This window comes from Streptomyces avermitilis MA-4680 = NBRC 14893 (assembly GCF_000009765.2).
Lineage (GTDB): Bacteria > Actinomycetota > Actinomycetes > Streptomycetales > Streptomycetaceae > Streptomyces > Streptomyces avermitilis.
The window spans coordinates 3,392,326-3,406,676 of the sequence record NC_003155.5 but is presented as its reverse complement, the minus strand read 5'-3'; the positions used below and the strand labels follow the sequence as shown (position 1 = coordinate 3,406,676).

The window sequence follows — 14,351 nt, the reverse complement described above, 5'->3', positions numbered from 1 at the left end:
GCGCGCAGGCGGGTTCAGCACTCGATGATGTTCACCGCGAGGCCGCCCCGCGCCGTCTCCTTGTACTTGACCGACATGTCCGCGCCGGTCTCCTTCATCGTCTTGATGACCTTGTCGAGGGACACCTTGTGGGAGCCGTCGCCGCGCATGGCCATGCGGGCGGCGGTGACCGCCTTCGCCGCGGCCATGCCGTTGCGCTCGATGCACGGGATCTGGACCAGGCCGCCGACGGGGTCGCAGGTGAGGCCGAGGTTGTGCTCCATGCCGATCTCGGCCGCGTTCTCGACCTGTTCGGGAGTGCCGCCGAGGACCTCGGCCAGTGCGCCGGCCGCCATCGAGCAGGCCGAGCCGACCTCCCCCTGGCAGCCGACCTCCGCGCCGGAGATGGACGCGTTCTCCTTGAAGAGCATCCCGATGGCGCCGGCCGCGAGCAGGAAGCGTACGACCCCGTCCTCGTCCGCGCCCGGCACGAAGTTGATGTAGTAGTGCAGCACGGCCGGGATGATGCCCGCGGCGCCGTTCGTCGGGGCCGTCACGACCCGGCCGCCGGCCGCGTTCTCCTCGTTCACCGCCATCGCGTAGAGCGTGATCCACTCCATGGCACGGGCCAGCGGGTCACCCTCGGCGCGCAGCTGGCGGGCCGAGACCGCCGCCCGGCGGCGCACCTTCAGACCGCCCGGCAGGATGCCCTCGCGCGACATGCCGCGCGACACACACGCCTGCATGACCCGCCAGATGCCGAGGAGCCCCTCGCGGATCTCCTCCTCGGTGCGCCACGCCCGCTCGTTCTCCAGCATCAGCGCGGAGATCGACAGACCCGTCTCCCGGGTGAGCCGCAGCAGCTCGTCACCGGTCCGGAAGGGGTACTTGAGGACCGTGTCGTCCAGCTTGATGCGGTCCTCGCCCACCGCGTCCTCGTCGACGACGAAGCCGCCGCCCACCGAGTAGTACGTCTTCGACAGCAGTTCGGCGCCCGAGGCGTCGTACGCCCACAGGGTCATGCCGTTCGCGTGGTACGGGAGCGTCTTGCGGCGGTGCAGGACCAGGTCCTCGGAGAAGTCGAACGCGATCTCGTGCTCGCCGAGGAGCCTGATCCGCCCCGACTCCTTGATCGTCGCCACCCGGTCGTCCGCGCCCTCCACGTCGACCGTCCGCGGGGACGCGCCCTCGAGGCCGAGCAGCACCGCCTTGGGCGTGCCGTGACCGTGCCCGGTCGCGCCCAGCGAGCCGTACAGCTCGGCGCGGACCGAGGCCACCGGGTCCAGCAGCTCCTCGTTGCGCAGCCGGCGGGCGAACATGCGCGCCGCCCGCATCGGGCCCACCGTGTGGGAGCTGGACGGGCCGATGCCTATCGAGAACAGGTCGAAGACGGAGATGGCCACGGTGACTCCTCAAAACGGGGGTGGAACAAGGGGGGCCCGACCGGACCGGCCCAAGGGGCGGGGCACCGCGCTCACGTCCCAGTGTGCACGGTGCCCCGAGGGATGAACTACTTCAGACCGGGATACAGCGGGTGCTTGTCCGCCAGTGCCGTCACCCGGGCCTTGAGGGCGTCCGCGTCGTAGGACGGCTTCAGCGCCTCGGCGATGATGTCCGCGACCTCGGTGAAGTCCGCGGCCTGGAAGCCGCGGGTGGCGAGGGCCGGCGTACCGATGCGCAGGCCGGACGTCACCATCGGCGGGCGCGGGTCGTTCGGGATGGCGTTGCGGTTGACCGTGATGCCGACCTCGTGGAGGCGGTCCTCGGCCTGCTGGCCGTCCAGCTCGGAGTCGCGCAGGTCGACGAGGACCAGGTGCACGTCCGTGCCGCCCGAGAGGACGTCCACGCCCACGGCCTTGACGTCGTCCCGGACCAGACGCTCGGCCAGGATGCGGGCGCCGTCCAGCGTGCGCTGCTGGCGCTCCTTGAAGTCGTCGGAGGCGGCGACCTTGAAGGAGACGGCCTTGGCGGCGATCACGTGCTCCAGCGGACCACCCTGCTGACCCGGGAAGACCGCGGAGTTGATCTTCTTGGCCAGTTCGGCCGTCGACAGGATCACGCCACCGCGCGGGCCGCCCAGCGTCTTGTGCGTGGTCGTGGTCACGACATGGGCGTGCGGCACGGGGTTCGGGTGCAGACCCGCCGCCACCAGGCCGGCGAAGTGCGCCATGTCGACCATCAGGTACGCGCCGACCTCGTCCGCGATCCGGCGGAACGCGGCGAAGTCCAACTGGCGCGGGTACGCCGACCAGCCGGCCACGATCAGCTTCGGCCTGGACTCCTTGGCCAGCTTCTCGACCTCGGCCATGTCCACCTGGCCGGTGGTCTCGTCCACGTGGTACGCGACCACGTTGTACAGCTTGCCGGAGAAGTTGATCTTCATGCCGTGGGTCAGGTGCCCGCCGTGCGCGAGGTTCAGACCCATGATCGTGTCGCCGGGCTTGAGCAGCGCGAACATGGCGGCCGCGTTGGCCTGGGCGCCCGAGTGCGGCTGGACGTTGGCGTGCTCGGCGCCGAACAGCTCCTTGACCCGGTCGATGGCGATCTGCTCGACCACATCGACGTGCTCGCAGCCGCCGTAGTAGCGGCGGCCCGGGTAGCCCTCGGCGTACTTGTTGGTGAGGACCGAGCCCTGGGCCTCCATGACCGCGACCGGAGCGAAGTTCTCCGAGGCGATCATCTCGAGGGTGGACTGCTGACGGTTCAGCTCGGCGTCGACGGCGGCGGCGACGTCCGGGTCGAGCTCGTGCAGAGGCGTGTTCAGAAGCGACATCAGATACGGATCCTTAAGAGCCGGAGAACTCGGTGTACTCGTCCGCGGAGAGCAGGTCCTTCGGCTCCTCCGCGACGCGTACCTTGAACAGCCAGCCACCCTCGAACGGAGCGGAGTTCACCAGCGACGGGTCGTCCACCACGTCCTGGTTGGCCTCGACGACCTCGCCCGTCACGGGGGAGTACAGGTCGCTGACCGACTTGGTCGACTCCAGCTCGCCGCAGGTCTCGCCCGCGGTCACCGTGTCACCGACCTCCGGGAGCTGGACGTACACGACATCGCCGAGCGCGTTGGCCGCGTGCTCCGTGATGCCGACCGTCGAGACGCCGTCCTCGGCGCCCGACAGCCACTCGTGCTCCTTGCTGTAGCGCAGCTGCTGGGGGTTGCTCATGGCGTGAATTCTCCTGTACGCGGGGGAGTGGTGGTGAACGGGGGACTGCTGGTGGGCATGCCCGGGGGACTGTCGTTGATCAGGGAGAACGCGCTCGGTGATCAGAGAAGACGTGCCCGGTGAGGCGGGGAAGACGTGCCCAGTGTCACTTCTGGCGCCGGTAGAACGGCAGCGCCACGACCTCGTACGGCTCGTGGCTGCCCCGGATGTCCACGCCGACCCCGGCCGTGCCCGGCGCCGCGTGCGCGGCGTCGACGTACGCCATCGCGATCGGCCTGCCCAGCGTGGGGGAGGGGGCGCCGGAGGTGACCTCGCCGATCACCTCGCCGCCGACGACGACGGGGTACCCGGCACGCGGCACCCGGCGGCCCTCGGCGATCAGTCCGACGAGGACGCGCGGCGGGTTCTTCTCGGCCAGGGCGGCGGCCTCGGTGAGCGCCTCGCGCCCCACGAAGTCACCCTCCTTCTCGAACTTCACGACCCGCCCGAGCCCCGCGTCGAAGGGGGTGAGCGAGGTGCTCAGCTCATGCCCGTACAGCGGCATGCCCGCCTCCAGGCGCAGCGTGTCCCGGCAGGACAGACCGCAGGGGACGAGCCCGGCCGGGGCGCCCGCCTCGGTCAGCGCCTGCCACAGCTTCTCGGCGTCCGCGGGGTCGACGAACAGCTCGAAGCCGTCCTCACCCGTGTAGCCGGTGCGGGCGATGAGCGCCGGGACGCCCGCGACCGTGCCCGGCAGACCCGCGTAGTACTTGAGGCCGTCCAGGTCCGCGTCGGTCAGCGACTTGAGGATGCCGGGGGACTCCGGGCCCTGCACGGCGATCAGCGCGTACGCGTCACGGTCGTCGCGCACGACCGCGTCGAAGCCGCCGGCCCGCTCGGTGAGCGCGTCCAGGACGACCTGGGCGTTGGAGGCGTTGGCCACGACCAGGTACGTCTGCTCCTGGAGCCGGTACACGATCAGGTCGTCGAGGATGCCGCCGTCGGCCCGGCAGATCATGGTGTAGCGGGCGCGGCCGACGCCGACGGAGGCGATGTTGCCGACCAGCGCGTAGTTCAGGAGCGCGGCGGCCCCGGGGCCGGTGACGGTGATCTCGCCCATGTGGGAGAGGTCGAAGAGACCGGCCTTGCTGCGGACGGCGAGGTGCTCGTCGCGCTCGGAGCCGTAGCGCAGGGGCATGTCCCACCCTGCGAAGTCGGTCATCGTCGCGCCCAGCGAGCGATGCAGGGCATCGAGCGCGGTGTGACGGGGTGCGTTGCTGCTCATCGGTGGTGCTCCCAAGGCATGACGGCGAGGTCGTTCCTCCCCATCTGTCATCGGAACCTGAGAGGTTCGCCATGACCGTCACGGGTCACTGGCTTGCACCTTGGGTGGAGCCACTGGACAGCGGCCCGCTTTTCAGATGTGCCTCGCCCGCGCGGTAACGGGGCCTGAGAGATTCAAGGGAGGGACTTGCTCCTTCGGCGTCCGGGCACACGTACCCGGAACTCTCCCGCGCGGATTCAAGCGGCCGGTATGCAGTTGGCGGGCACATCATTGCACGCATCGTCCGCGCGCGGCAGGGCCGCATCTGTAACCGGCCTGTGGCACTCCGAGTACGGAAACGAGAGGCATCGCGCATTACCTTCTCTTTACACTCGACGGGGATGGGACTCCAGACCCACTGGGGAGGACGATCACGGTGAAGAGGATTACGGCGTACGCGACGACCTCGGGCATCGCGCTGCCCGAGCAGCCCGGAGTACCGGCCCGGGACGCGTGCGGCCCGCAGCCGGCGGCCGTCGTCCGCGACCTGCGTGACCGCGCGGGCCGCAGCCCGCACGGACTCACCTTCGGCGCGGCCGATCTCGTCGTGGTCACCGGCCTGCCCGGCAGCGGCAAGTCGACGCTGATGCGCCGGGCGGTGCGGGGCGCCCGTGTCGACTCCCAGGACACCCGCGACCGCTGGGACACCCGGCTGGCCGGCTTCCTGCCGTACGCGGTCTACCGGCCGCTGGTCCGGCTGGCCCACTACGCGGGACTGCGCCGCGCGCTGCGCTCCGGCGCGGGCGTCGTCGTGCACGACTGCGGTACGCAGGCCTGGGTGCGCCGCTGGCTCGCCCGCGAGGCCCGCCGCCGCGGCGGCACGCTGCACCTGCTGCTCCTCGACGTCACGGTGGGCACCGCGCTGGACGGGCAGCGCGAGCGCGGCCGGGGCGTCTCGCGCTACGCGTTCCTCAGGCACCGCAAGGCGGCGGGTCACCTGCTGCGCTCGGTGGAGAAGGGGAATCTGCCCGAGGGCTGTGGTTCGGCGATCCTGATGGACCGCACGGCGGCGGACGTACTGAACCGCATCGACTTCGCGGCCGGAGTGGCGACGGCGGCCTGAGCGCACAGCCGCGCGCACCGGCCCGAGCGGCAGCAACAGCACGAGCCCCGGGAGCGGTCCGACCGTCCGGCCTCTCCCGGCGCCCCGCTCACCCACTACTGTTTCCAGCCGAAACAGCGGTTCAACGGCGGTTCACAGCAGGCGGTAGACAGATGGACATCCCGGCACAGGCGCACCCGCACTCCCATTCGCACGGCGGATGGCCCGGCAACGAACTGGAGGAGGTGCTCTCCGCGTCCCTCGGCGTACCCGCGTCGCCGTCGACGGGCGCCCGGATCGTGGAGGTCCTCGGCCACAGTTTCGTCTGGGTGCCGCTGCCCGGCGGGGGCGGACCGCACAGCGGCCCGCTCGACCTGCCCACGCTGGAGCTCGACGGCCAGGCGTTCGTCCCGGTCTTCAGCTCCGAGGAGCAGTTCCGCCAGGTCGTCGGCAACCACATGTCGTACACGATCGCGCCCGCCGTGGAGTTCGCGCGCGGGCTGCCGCCGCAGGTCGGCATCGCGGTCAACCCGGACGGCGTGGTGGGCGTGCCGCTGCCGCCGGACGCGGTCGCCGAACTGTGCCGGGTCGGCCGGACCCCTCTCGACGGGCCCGCGAGCGGCGGCCGGGTGCGGCTGTTCGAGCCGGACTGGCAGGACGACCCGGTGGACTTCCTCGCGGCGGCCTCAGCCGAGTTCGCCGAGACCGGCATCGTGGTGAGCGCCCGCCGCTGCATGGCCGCCATCGAGACCTCCGACCCGGTGATGTTCATCGGCGTCGAACTGTCCTCGTGGGAGGCCGACGCCCGTACGCTCCCGCTGGACGCCCTCGGCCGCGCGCTGGGCCGGGTGCCGGTGGACCGCCCGGTGAACATGGTCTTCCTGGACGTGGCCCAGGATCCGGTGGGCGAGTGGATGCGGGCCCAGGTGCGGCCGTTCTACCAGCACGGGTACTGACCGGCCGGCCGCCGGCGGCGACACCTCGGGCGACGTGGGGCCAAGTCGCTGTCAGGATCGCCGCTTAAGCTGGTTTCATGGCTCGGTCGAGGTGTTGAGCGGGGATGACGTTGTCGTGAGTTTGTCGCGAAGGGGCGGTAGAAGGTGAGCGCGTCGGGCACGGCCGCGGCCGGGCAGGTCGAGCACATGCTGCGCCAGGTGACGCCCGGGCGTTACGACGCCTACGAGGCGCTCCTTCGTGCGCTCGCGACCCCGTCGGCCGGCCAGATCTGGATGCTGCTGTGGCACGGTCAGGCCGGTTCGCCCGACGCCCAGTACGGGAACATGGAGGTCGACGGCTACGGCTACGCGCCCTGCGTCACCTCCGCCCAGGAGCTCTCGGCCAGCGGCTGGAACAGATCGTACGAGGTGGTCGACGGCCTCGACGTGGCCCGCACCCTCTACCCCGACCACTTCGGCCTCTGGCTGAACCCGCACGCCCCCGGCGGCGGCGTCGGCATCCCCTGGCTGGACCTGCGCCGGATCGCCACGGGCCTGGAGCGCCAGCCGGCCGGCCCGCTCCGGCTCTCCGAACCGGGCATCGAGGTCCCCCAGTTCTACGCCCTGCTCACGCAGAACGCGCACCGCACGCCCGCCGTGCGCTCACTGCGCCGCGCCTGGGTGCAGCCCGCCCTCGGCGCGCCCTATCTGGCCATCGGCCTCGATGTGTACGACACGTCGCCGCCGGCCGTCGACTCCGTGCGCGGGATGATGCAGCAGTCCATCGGCGCGGTCCCGGACGGACTGCCCGTCTCGACCGTCGCGATGTCCGACGCGTACGACCCGGTCGCGATGTGGCTGCGCGCCAACGCCCGTCCCTTCTACGACCGTGAGGCCCACGCGGCCCCGGCACCGGCACCGGCCCCGGCGGCGGGCGGGTACGGATACCCGCCGGCCCGCGGCGGGTACTGACCGGCTGCCGCGCCCCTGGCGGCGGTCACAGTGGGTCACGGCCTTCTTCGCGCGTAGATGACGGCGGATGATCCTGTTCGTCACCATATTGCCGGTGTGTCCCAACTGCCCTGTGTCCGAAGGCTATTACCCCGCGTTCGGATAACGGAATCCCTCTGACATCATCACGGTTGCGCATACTTTCGTCGTCAGGTCTGGCACGTGATCGACGACTCGCTGAAGACTCCCCAGGCAGACACAGATTCTTCAATTCTGTGAGCTGGTGAAAGTCGACGAATCAGCCGGGCGATCGGGCCGCATCATCTGCGGTCGCCGCTCGGCGCGCAAGTGAACCAAGCCGCAGACAGCGGCGGGCGTAGGCCGGTCACCACCGGCGAGAGGGGTCGGGTCACTGTGACCGCACCGATCGAGACCACCGGGGCGGCAGCCGAGGCACAGCCGGAGGCTGTGCTCGTCGGCGCCGAGAAGGGGCAGATCGAGGGCCGTTCCCTGGGGCAGATCGCCTGGTCCCGCTTCAAGAGGGACAAGGTGGCCGTCGTCGGCGGCGTCATCGTCATCCTGCTGATCCTGGTCGCGGTGCTCTCCCGCCCCATCCAGGCCCTGCTGGGTCTTGACCCGAACGCCTTCAACCAGGACCTGATCGACCCGAACACCTCCCTTCCCAAGGGAAGCTTCGGCGGCATGAGCGGAGACCACCCGCTGGGTGTGGAGCCGAAGTTCGGACGCGACATCGCCACCCGCGTCCTGGAGGGCTCCTGGGTCTCGCTGGTCGTCGCGTTCGGTGCCACGATCCTGTCCAACGTGATCGGCGCGATCCTCGGCGTGGTGGCCGGCTACTACGGCGGACGGGTCGACACGATCATCAGCCGGCTGATGGACACCTTCCTCGCCTTCCCCCTCCTGCTGTTCGCCATCGCCATCTCCGCAACGCTCCAGGGCGGCGCCTTCGGTATGGAAGGGCTGCCGCTCCACCTCAGCGTCCTGATCTTCGTCATCGGCTTCTTCAACTGGCCCTACCTGGGACGTATCGTCCGGGGGCAGACGCTGGCCCTGCGCGAGCGGGAGTTCGTCGACGCCTCCCGCGGCATGGGCGCGAAGGGTCCGTACATCCTCTTCCGGGAGCTGCTGCCGAACCTGGTCGGCCCGATCATCGTCTACTCGACGCTGCTCATCCCGACCAACATTCTCTTCGAGGCGTCCCTGAGCTTCCTCGGGGTCGGTATCCAGCCCCCGCAGGCGTCCTGGGGCGGGATGCTCAGGGAAGCGGTCACCTACTACCAGGTGGACCCGCAGTACATGATCGTGCCTGGCCTCGCCATCTTTGTGACCGTGCTGGCGTTCAACTTGCTGGGCGACGGTCTCCGCGACGCTCTCGACCCGCGCAGCCGCTGAGACCGGCCGCTCCGAGGGCATATCAAGTTTCCGACAATGGAGGGGAACCCGACCATCATGCGAAGGTCAGCGCTGGCCGCGATTGCGGCCATCGGCAGTGCGAGTCTGCTGGTTGCAGGCTGCAGCAAGGCCGATGACAACAAGGATGACAACAACTCGAAGTCGGCTGGGGCCAACGCAGCGACCAAGGACGTCGTCAACGCCTCCACCAAGAAGGGGGGCACGGTCACCTACGAGTACTCCGATGTCCCGGACTCCTTCGACCCCGGCAACACGTACTACGCGTACATGTACAACCTCAGCCGGCTGTACGCCCGTCCGCTGATGACCTTCAAGCCCGCCCCGGGCGAGAAGGGCAACGAGCTGGTCCCGGACCTCGCCGCGAGCGCGGGTGTGCCGAGCGACGGCGGTAAGACCTGGACGTACAAGCTCCGTTCGGGGCTGAAGTACCAGGACGGCACCGCGATCACCTCGAAGGACGTCAAGTACGCCGTCGAGCGCTCCAACTTCGCGCGTGACGTGCTCTCCCTCGGCCCGAACTACTTCCAGCAGTTCCTCGTGGGCGGCGACAAGTACAAGGGTCCCTACAAGGACAAGAGCGCCAAGGGCCTGAAGTCGATCGAGACGCCGGACGACACCACGATCGTCTTCAAGCTCAACCGCGCCTTCCAGGAGTTCGACTACCTGGTCGCGGCGCCGCAGACGGCTCCGGTGCCCCAGTCCAAGGACAAGGGCATCGACTACGTCAAGAGCATCGTGTCCTCGGGCTCGTACAAGTTCCAGAGCTACGACGACGGCAAGCAGGCCGTCCTCGTCCGCAACGAGAACTGGGACCCGAAGACGGACCCGCTGCGCAAGCAGTACCCGGAAAAGATCGTGGTCAACCTGAAGGTCAACGCCGAGACCATCGACAAGGACGTCCAGGCCGGCGACGCGATCGACCTGGGTGGTACGGGTGTCCAGGCCGCGACGCAGGCGCAGGTCGTCAACTCCGCGGAGAAGAAGGCCAACACCGACAACACCTACGGTGGCCGTCTCGTCTACATGGCGATCAACACCAAGGTGAAGCCGTTCGACAAGCTCGAGTGCCGCAAGGCCGTGCAGTACGCGATCGACAAGGTCTCGGTGCAGACCGCCGAGGGCGGCCCGATCCGCGGTGACATCGCCTCCACCGTCCTCCCGCCGGACATCCCGGGCTACGAGAAGTCGGACGTCTACGCCACCTCCGGCAACAAGGGTGACGCGGCCAAGGCCAAGGAGCAGCTGAAGGCCTGCGGCAAGTCGTCGATCAAGACCAACATCTCGGCGCGCAGCGACCGTCCGCAGGAGATCGACGCGGCGACCGCGATCATCAACTCGCTGAAGAAGGTCGGCATCGACGCCAGCCTGAAGCAGTACCCGTCGGGCAAGTACTTCACCGACTACGCGGGTGTCCCGAAGTTCACCGAGAAGCAGAACCTCGGTCTGATCATGATGCAGTGGGGCGCCGACTGGCCGTCCGGCTACGGCTTCCTGCAGCAGGTCCTGAACGGCAGCGCCATCGGTTCCTCGGGCAACGTGAACCTCTCCCAGTTCGACAACAAGGACGTCAACTCGCTGCTGGGCAAGGCGATCGGTACCGAGGACAAGACCGCGCGCGACGCCCTCTACACCGAGATCGACAAGAAGACCATGGACGAGGCGGTCCTCGTTCCGCTGACCTACTTCAAGGTCCTGCTGTACCGCCCGACGACGTACACCAACCTGGTGTCGACGGCGGCCTTCAGCGGTCAGTACGACTACCTCAACATCGGCTCGACCAAGAAGTAGCCCCGGAAGGCAGGTGAAGGCATTGGTGCCCGCGGGCTTCGCGGCCCGCGGGCACCAGCGCCGATCCCCGTGATCTCGTACATCCTCCGTCGGACGTTCGCGGCAGTGATCCTGCTGCTGGTCGTCACCGCGGTCACCTTTGCGATCTTCTTCCTGCTGCCGAGGATGGCCGGCCAGACCGCCGACCAACTGGCTCAGCAGTACATCGGGAAGAGCCCCACCGCCGCGGACATCGCGACCGTCAAGCACAACCTCGGTCTGGACCAGCCCCTGTACGTCCAGTACTGGCACTTCATCAAGGGGATCGTGTCCGGCGCCACCTATGACCTGGGGCCCACCACGGCGCACTGTGACGCGCCGTGCTTCGGTTACTCCTTCAAGACCCATGTCGCGGTCTGGCCGCAGCTCACCTCGCGCCTTCCGGTGACGATCTCACTGGCCGCCGGCGCGGCCGTGCTGTGGCTGCTGTCCGGTGTGGCGGTCGGCGTGATCTCCGCGCTCAAGCCGCGCTCGTTCTTCGACCGCACCTTCATGGGGGTCGCGCTCGCCGGTGTCTCGCTGCCCATGTTCTTCACGGGCAACCTCGCGCTGCTGCTCTTCACCTACCAGTGGCCGATCTTCGGGCGTACGTACGTCCCGTTCACCGAGAATCCCGCGCAGTGGGCCAACACGCTCTTCCCGGCGTGGTGTTCCCTCGCTCTGCTGTACTCCGCCATCTACGCGCGGCTGACCCGCTCGGGCATGATGGAGACGATGAACGAGGACTTCATCCGCACGGCTCGCGCCAAGGGTCTGCGCGAGCGCAACGTCGTGGTCCGGCACGGTCTCAGGGCCGCGCTGACCCCGATCATCACGGTCTTCGGCATGGACCTGGGGCTGCTGCTCGGCGGTGCGCTGATCACCGAGTCGGTGTTCTCGCTGCACGGTGTCGGTGAGTACGCCGTGAAGGCGATCCAGGACAACGACCTGCCCCCGATCCTTGGCGTCACCCTGCTCGCCGCCTTCTTCGTAGTGATCGCAAATCTCCTGGTGGACCTGCTGTACGCAGCCGCCGACCCGCGGGTGAGGCTCTCGTGACCGAACTGTCCAAGACCGGCGCCGCCGTGGGGGAGCCCACCCGCTCGCCCTCGGACGCGCCCCGTGCCTTCCTCGAGGTCCGCGACCTCAAGGTGCACTTCCCCACCGACGACGGTCTGGTCAAGTCCGTCGACGGGCTCAGCTTCCAGGTGGAGAAGGGCAAGACCCTCAGCATCGTGGGCGAGTCGGGCTCGGGTAAGTCCGTCACCTCGCTGGCGATCATGGGTCTGCACCGGCTCGGCGCGCGCGGCAAGAACGTGCAGATGTCCGGTGAGATCTGGCTCGACGGCCAGGAACTGGTGTCCGCCGCCCCGGACGAGGTGCGCAAGCTCCGCGGCCGCGAGATGGCGATGATCTTCCAGGACCCGCTGTCCGCGATGCACCCGTACTACACGATCGGCAACCAGATCGTGGAGGCGTACCGGGTCCACCACGACGTCAGCAAGAAGGTCGCGCGCAAGCGTGCGGTCGAGATGCTCGACCGGGTCGGCATCCCCGAGCCGGCCAAGCGTGTCGACAGCTATCCGCACGAGTTCTCCGGCGGTATGCGCCAGCGCGCGATGATCGCGATGGCGCTGGTGAACAACCCCGAACTGCTGATCGCCGACGAGCCGACGACCGCGCTCGACGTGACCGTCCAGGCGCAGATCCTGGACCTCATCCGGGATCTGCAGAAGGAGTTCGGCTCCGCGGTCGTCCTGATCACCCACGACCTCGGCGTGGTCGCCGAGATCGCCGACGACGTCCTGGTGATGTACGGCGGCCGGTGCGTGGAGCGCGGCCCGGTCGACGAGATCTTCGAGCAGCCGCAGCACCCGTACACCTGGGGTCTGCTCGGCTCGATGCCCCGCATCGACCGCGACACGTCCGACCGGCTCATCCCGGTCAAGGGTCAGCCGCCGAGCCTCATCAACGTCCCCTCGGGTTGCGCCTTCCACCCCCGCTGCCCGTACGCGGACGTGCCCAAGGGCGACGTCACCCGCACCGTGCGCCCCGAACTGCAGCAGGTCGGCGGCGGACACTGGTCCGCCTGCCACCTCTCGCAGGAGGACCGTACGCGGATCTGGACCGAAGAGATTGCGCCGAAGCTGTGAGTGAGACGAAGAAAGCGGACGCGACCGAGCCCGCCGCGAAGGTCCCGCACCAGGGGTCGGCTCCCGAGGAGCGCGACGTCCTGCTCAAGGTCCAGGGGCTGACCAAGCACTTCCCCATCAAGAAGGGGATCCTGCAGCGTCAGGTGGCCGCGGTGAAGGCCGTCGACGGCATCGACTTCGAGGTGCGCAGGGGCGAGACCCTGGGCGTGGTCGGCGAGTCGGGCTGCGGCAAGTCGACCATGGGACGGGTCATCACCCGGCTCCAGGACCCGACCGGCGGCACCATCGAGTTCGAGGGCAAGGACATCACGCGGCTGAGCACGGCCGGGATGCGTCCGCTGCGGCGGGACATCCAGATGATCTTCCAGGACCCGTACGGTTCGCTGAACCCGCGGCACACCATCGGCTCGATCGTCTCGGCGCCGTTCCGGCTCCAGGGCGTGGAGCCCGAGGGCGGCGTGAAGAAGGAGGTCCAGCGGCTCCTGGAGCTGGTGGGTCTGAGCCCCGAGCACTTCAACCGCTACCCGCACGAGTTCTCCGGCGGCCAGCGCCAGCGCATAGGCATCGCCCGCGCGCTCGCGCTGAAGCCGAAGCTGGTCGTGGCGGACGAGCCGGTCTCGGCGCTGGACGTGTCGATCCAGGCGCAGGTCGTGAACCTGATGGACGACCTCCAGTCCGAGCTGGGCCTGACGTACGTGATCATCGCGCACGACCTCTCCGTCGTCCGCCATGTCTCGGACCGTATCGCCGTGATGTACCTCGGCAAGATCGTCGAGCTCGCCGACCGGACCTCGCTGTACGAGGCGCCGATGCACCCGTACACCAAGGCCCTGATGTCGGCGGTGCCGGTCCCGGACCCCAAGCGCCGGGGTGCCAAGAGCGAGCGCATCCTGCTCAAGGGTGACGTGCCCTCGCCGATCTCGCCGCCGAGCGGCTGCCGCTTCCACACGCGGTGCTGGAAGGCGACGGAGATCTGCCGGACGACCGAGCCGCCGCTGCTGGAGCTGAAGCCCGGTCAGCAGGTCGCCTGCCACCACCCGGAGAACGCGGAGGACCAGGCGCCGCAGGACACGGTGCTGCTCTCGGCGGCGAGGGAGGCGATCGAGGTGGTGTCGGTGGGGGAGACTCCGCAGACGCCGGCGAAGACGGCCGACGTTGCGGTCGCCGAGAAGACGGCTGAGAAGACGGCTGAGAAGGCTGTCGAGGAGACGGTCGCCGAGAAGGCGGCTGAGAAGGCTGTCGAGGAGACGGTCGCCGAGAAGGCGGCTGAGAAGGCTGTCGAGAAGGCTGTCGCCGAGAAGACGGTCGAGAAGGCTGTCGCCGAGAAGGCGGTCGCTGCGGAGACGGTCGAGAAGGCAGCCGTCGCGGAGACGGTCGCGGAGTCCGCCGAGCCCGCCGACGCCGACACCGCCGACGAGCCCGCCGCTGTCGCAGACCCCGCTGTCGCAGACCCCGTCGACGAAGACCCCGCCGCCGAGTCGGCGGAAGCGGAGTCGGGCCGTCAGGAGTCAACCGACAAGTAGGCCATGACGACTTGGTAAAGTCATGCACATGTCTAAACGGGAGAGTGCAGAGTCTGGCGTG

12 protein-coding genes and 2 riboswitches are annotated in these 14,351 nt (G+C 69.0%); of the genes, 8 read left to right on the top strand and 4 right to left on the bottom strand.

What is annotated here, in order from left to right; all coding sequences use genetic code 11:
• Positions 1 to 14 precede the first annotated feature (14 nt).
• The 4 genes from SAVERM_RS14450 to gcvT form a co-directional block, all read right to left on the bottom strand.
• Complete coding sequence (locus tag SAVERM_RS14450; protein WP_010984208.1) at positions 15 to 1,382, bottom strand: L-serine ammonia-lyase; 1,368 nt, start codon at positions 1,380 to 1,382, stop codon at positions 15 to 17.
• Positions 1,383 to 1,489: 107 nt separating this feature from the next.
• Positions 1,490 to 2,752, bottom strand: a complete 1,263-nt coding sequence (gene glyA, locus SAVERM_RS14445) for a serine hydroxymethyltransferase (protein ID WP_010984207.1) — start codon at positions 2,750 to 2,752, stop codon at positions 1,490 to 1,492.
• A gap of 13 nt (positions 2,753 to 2,765) precedes the next feature.
• Positions 2,766 to 3,143 (bottom strand): glycine cleavage system protein GcvH, encoded by a 378-nt coding sequence (gcvH, locus tag SAVERM_RS14440; protein ID WP_010984206.1) that lies wholly within the window; start codon positions 3,141 to 3,143, stop codon positions 2,766 to 2,768.
• A 145-nt stretch (positions 3,144 to 3,288) separates the two neighbouring features.
• Positions 3,289 to 4,407, bottom strand: a complete 1,119-nt coding sequence (gcvT, locus tag SAVERM_RS14435) for a glycine cleavage system aminomethyltransferase GcvT (RefSeq protein ID WP_010984205.1) — start codon at positions 4,405 to 4,407, stop codon at positions 3,289 to 3,291.
• A gap of 34 nt (positions 4,408 to 4,441) precedes the next feature.
• Positions 4,442 to 4,549: riboswitch (glycine riboswitch) on the bottom strand.
• Positions 4,550 to 4,646, bottom strand: a riboswitch (glycine riboswitch).
• Positions 4,647 to 4,816: 170 nt separating this feature from the next.
• Between gcvT and SAVERM_RS14430 the strand changes: the two genes are divergently transcribed.
• The 8 genes from SAVERM_RS14430 to SAVERM_RS14395 all read left to right on the top strand — a co-directional run bounded on the left by SAVERM_RS14430 (position 4,817) and on the right by SAVERM_RS14395 (position 14,290).
• Positions 4,817 to 5,509, top strand: coding sequence for an AAA family ATPase (locus SAVERM_RS14430; protein ID WP_037649769.1), 693 nt, complete (start codon positions 4,817 to 4,819; stop codon positions 5,507 to 5,509).
• Between the two features lie 152 nt (positions 5,510 to 5,661).
• Positions 5,662 to 6,444, top strand: coding sequence for an enhanced serine sensitivity protein SseB (locus SAVERM_RS14425; protein ID WP_010984203.1), 783 nt, complete (start codon positions 5,662 to 5,664; stop codon positions 6,442 to 6,444).
• A 144-nt stretch (positions 6,445 to 6,588) separates the two neighbouring features.
• Positions 6,589 to 7,395: an enhanced serine sensitivity protein SseB C-terminal domain-containing protein gene (locus SAVERM_RS14420; RefSeq protein ID WP_010984202.1), complete on the top strand. Its 807-nt coding sequence runs from the start codon at positions 6,589 to 6,591 to the stop codon at positions 7,393 to 7,395.
• 393 nt (positions 7,396 to 7,788) lie between these two features.
• Positions 7,789 to 8,787, top strand: a complete 999-nt coding sequence (locus SAVERM_RS14415; protein ID WP_010984201.1) for an ABC transporter permease — start codon at positions 7,789 to 7,791, stop codon at positions 8,785 to 8,787.
• Between the two features lie 57 nt (positions 8,788 to 8,844).
• Positions 8,845 to 10,596 (top strand): ABC transporter substrate-binding protein, encoded by a 1,752-nt coding sequence (locus tag SAVERM_RS14410; protein ID WP_237528788.1) that lies wholly within the window; start codon positions 8,845 to 8,847, stop codon positions 10,594 to 10,596.
• 69 nt (positions 10,597 to 10,665) lie between these two features.
• Entirely contained in the window at positions 10,666 to 11,673 is a 1,008-nt protein-coding gene (locus SAVERM_RS14405; protein WP_010984199.1) for an ABC transporter permease, read from the top strand.
• Positions 11,670 to 12,767, top strand: a complete 1,098-nt coding sequence (locus SAVERM_RS14400; protein WP_010984198.1) for an ABC transporter ATP-binding protein — start codon at positions 11,670 to 11,672, stop codon at positions 12,765 to 12,767. Before SAVERM_RS14405 ends, SAVERM_RS14400 begins: the two co-directional genes overlap by 4 nt.
• Positions 12,764 to 14,290, top strand: coding sequence for an ABC transporter ATP-binding protein (locus tag SAVERM_RS14395; RefSeq protein ID WP_010984197.1), 1,527 nt, complete (start codon positions 12,764 to 12,766; stop codon positions 14,288 to 14,290). The genes SAVERM_RS14400 and SAVERM_RS14395 overlap by 4 nt, the downstream gene beginning before the upstream one ends.
• Positions 14,291 to 14,351 lie beyond the last annotated feature (61 nt).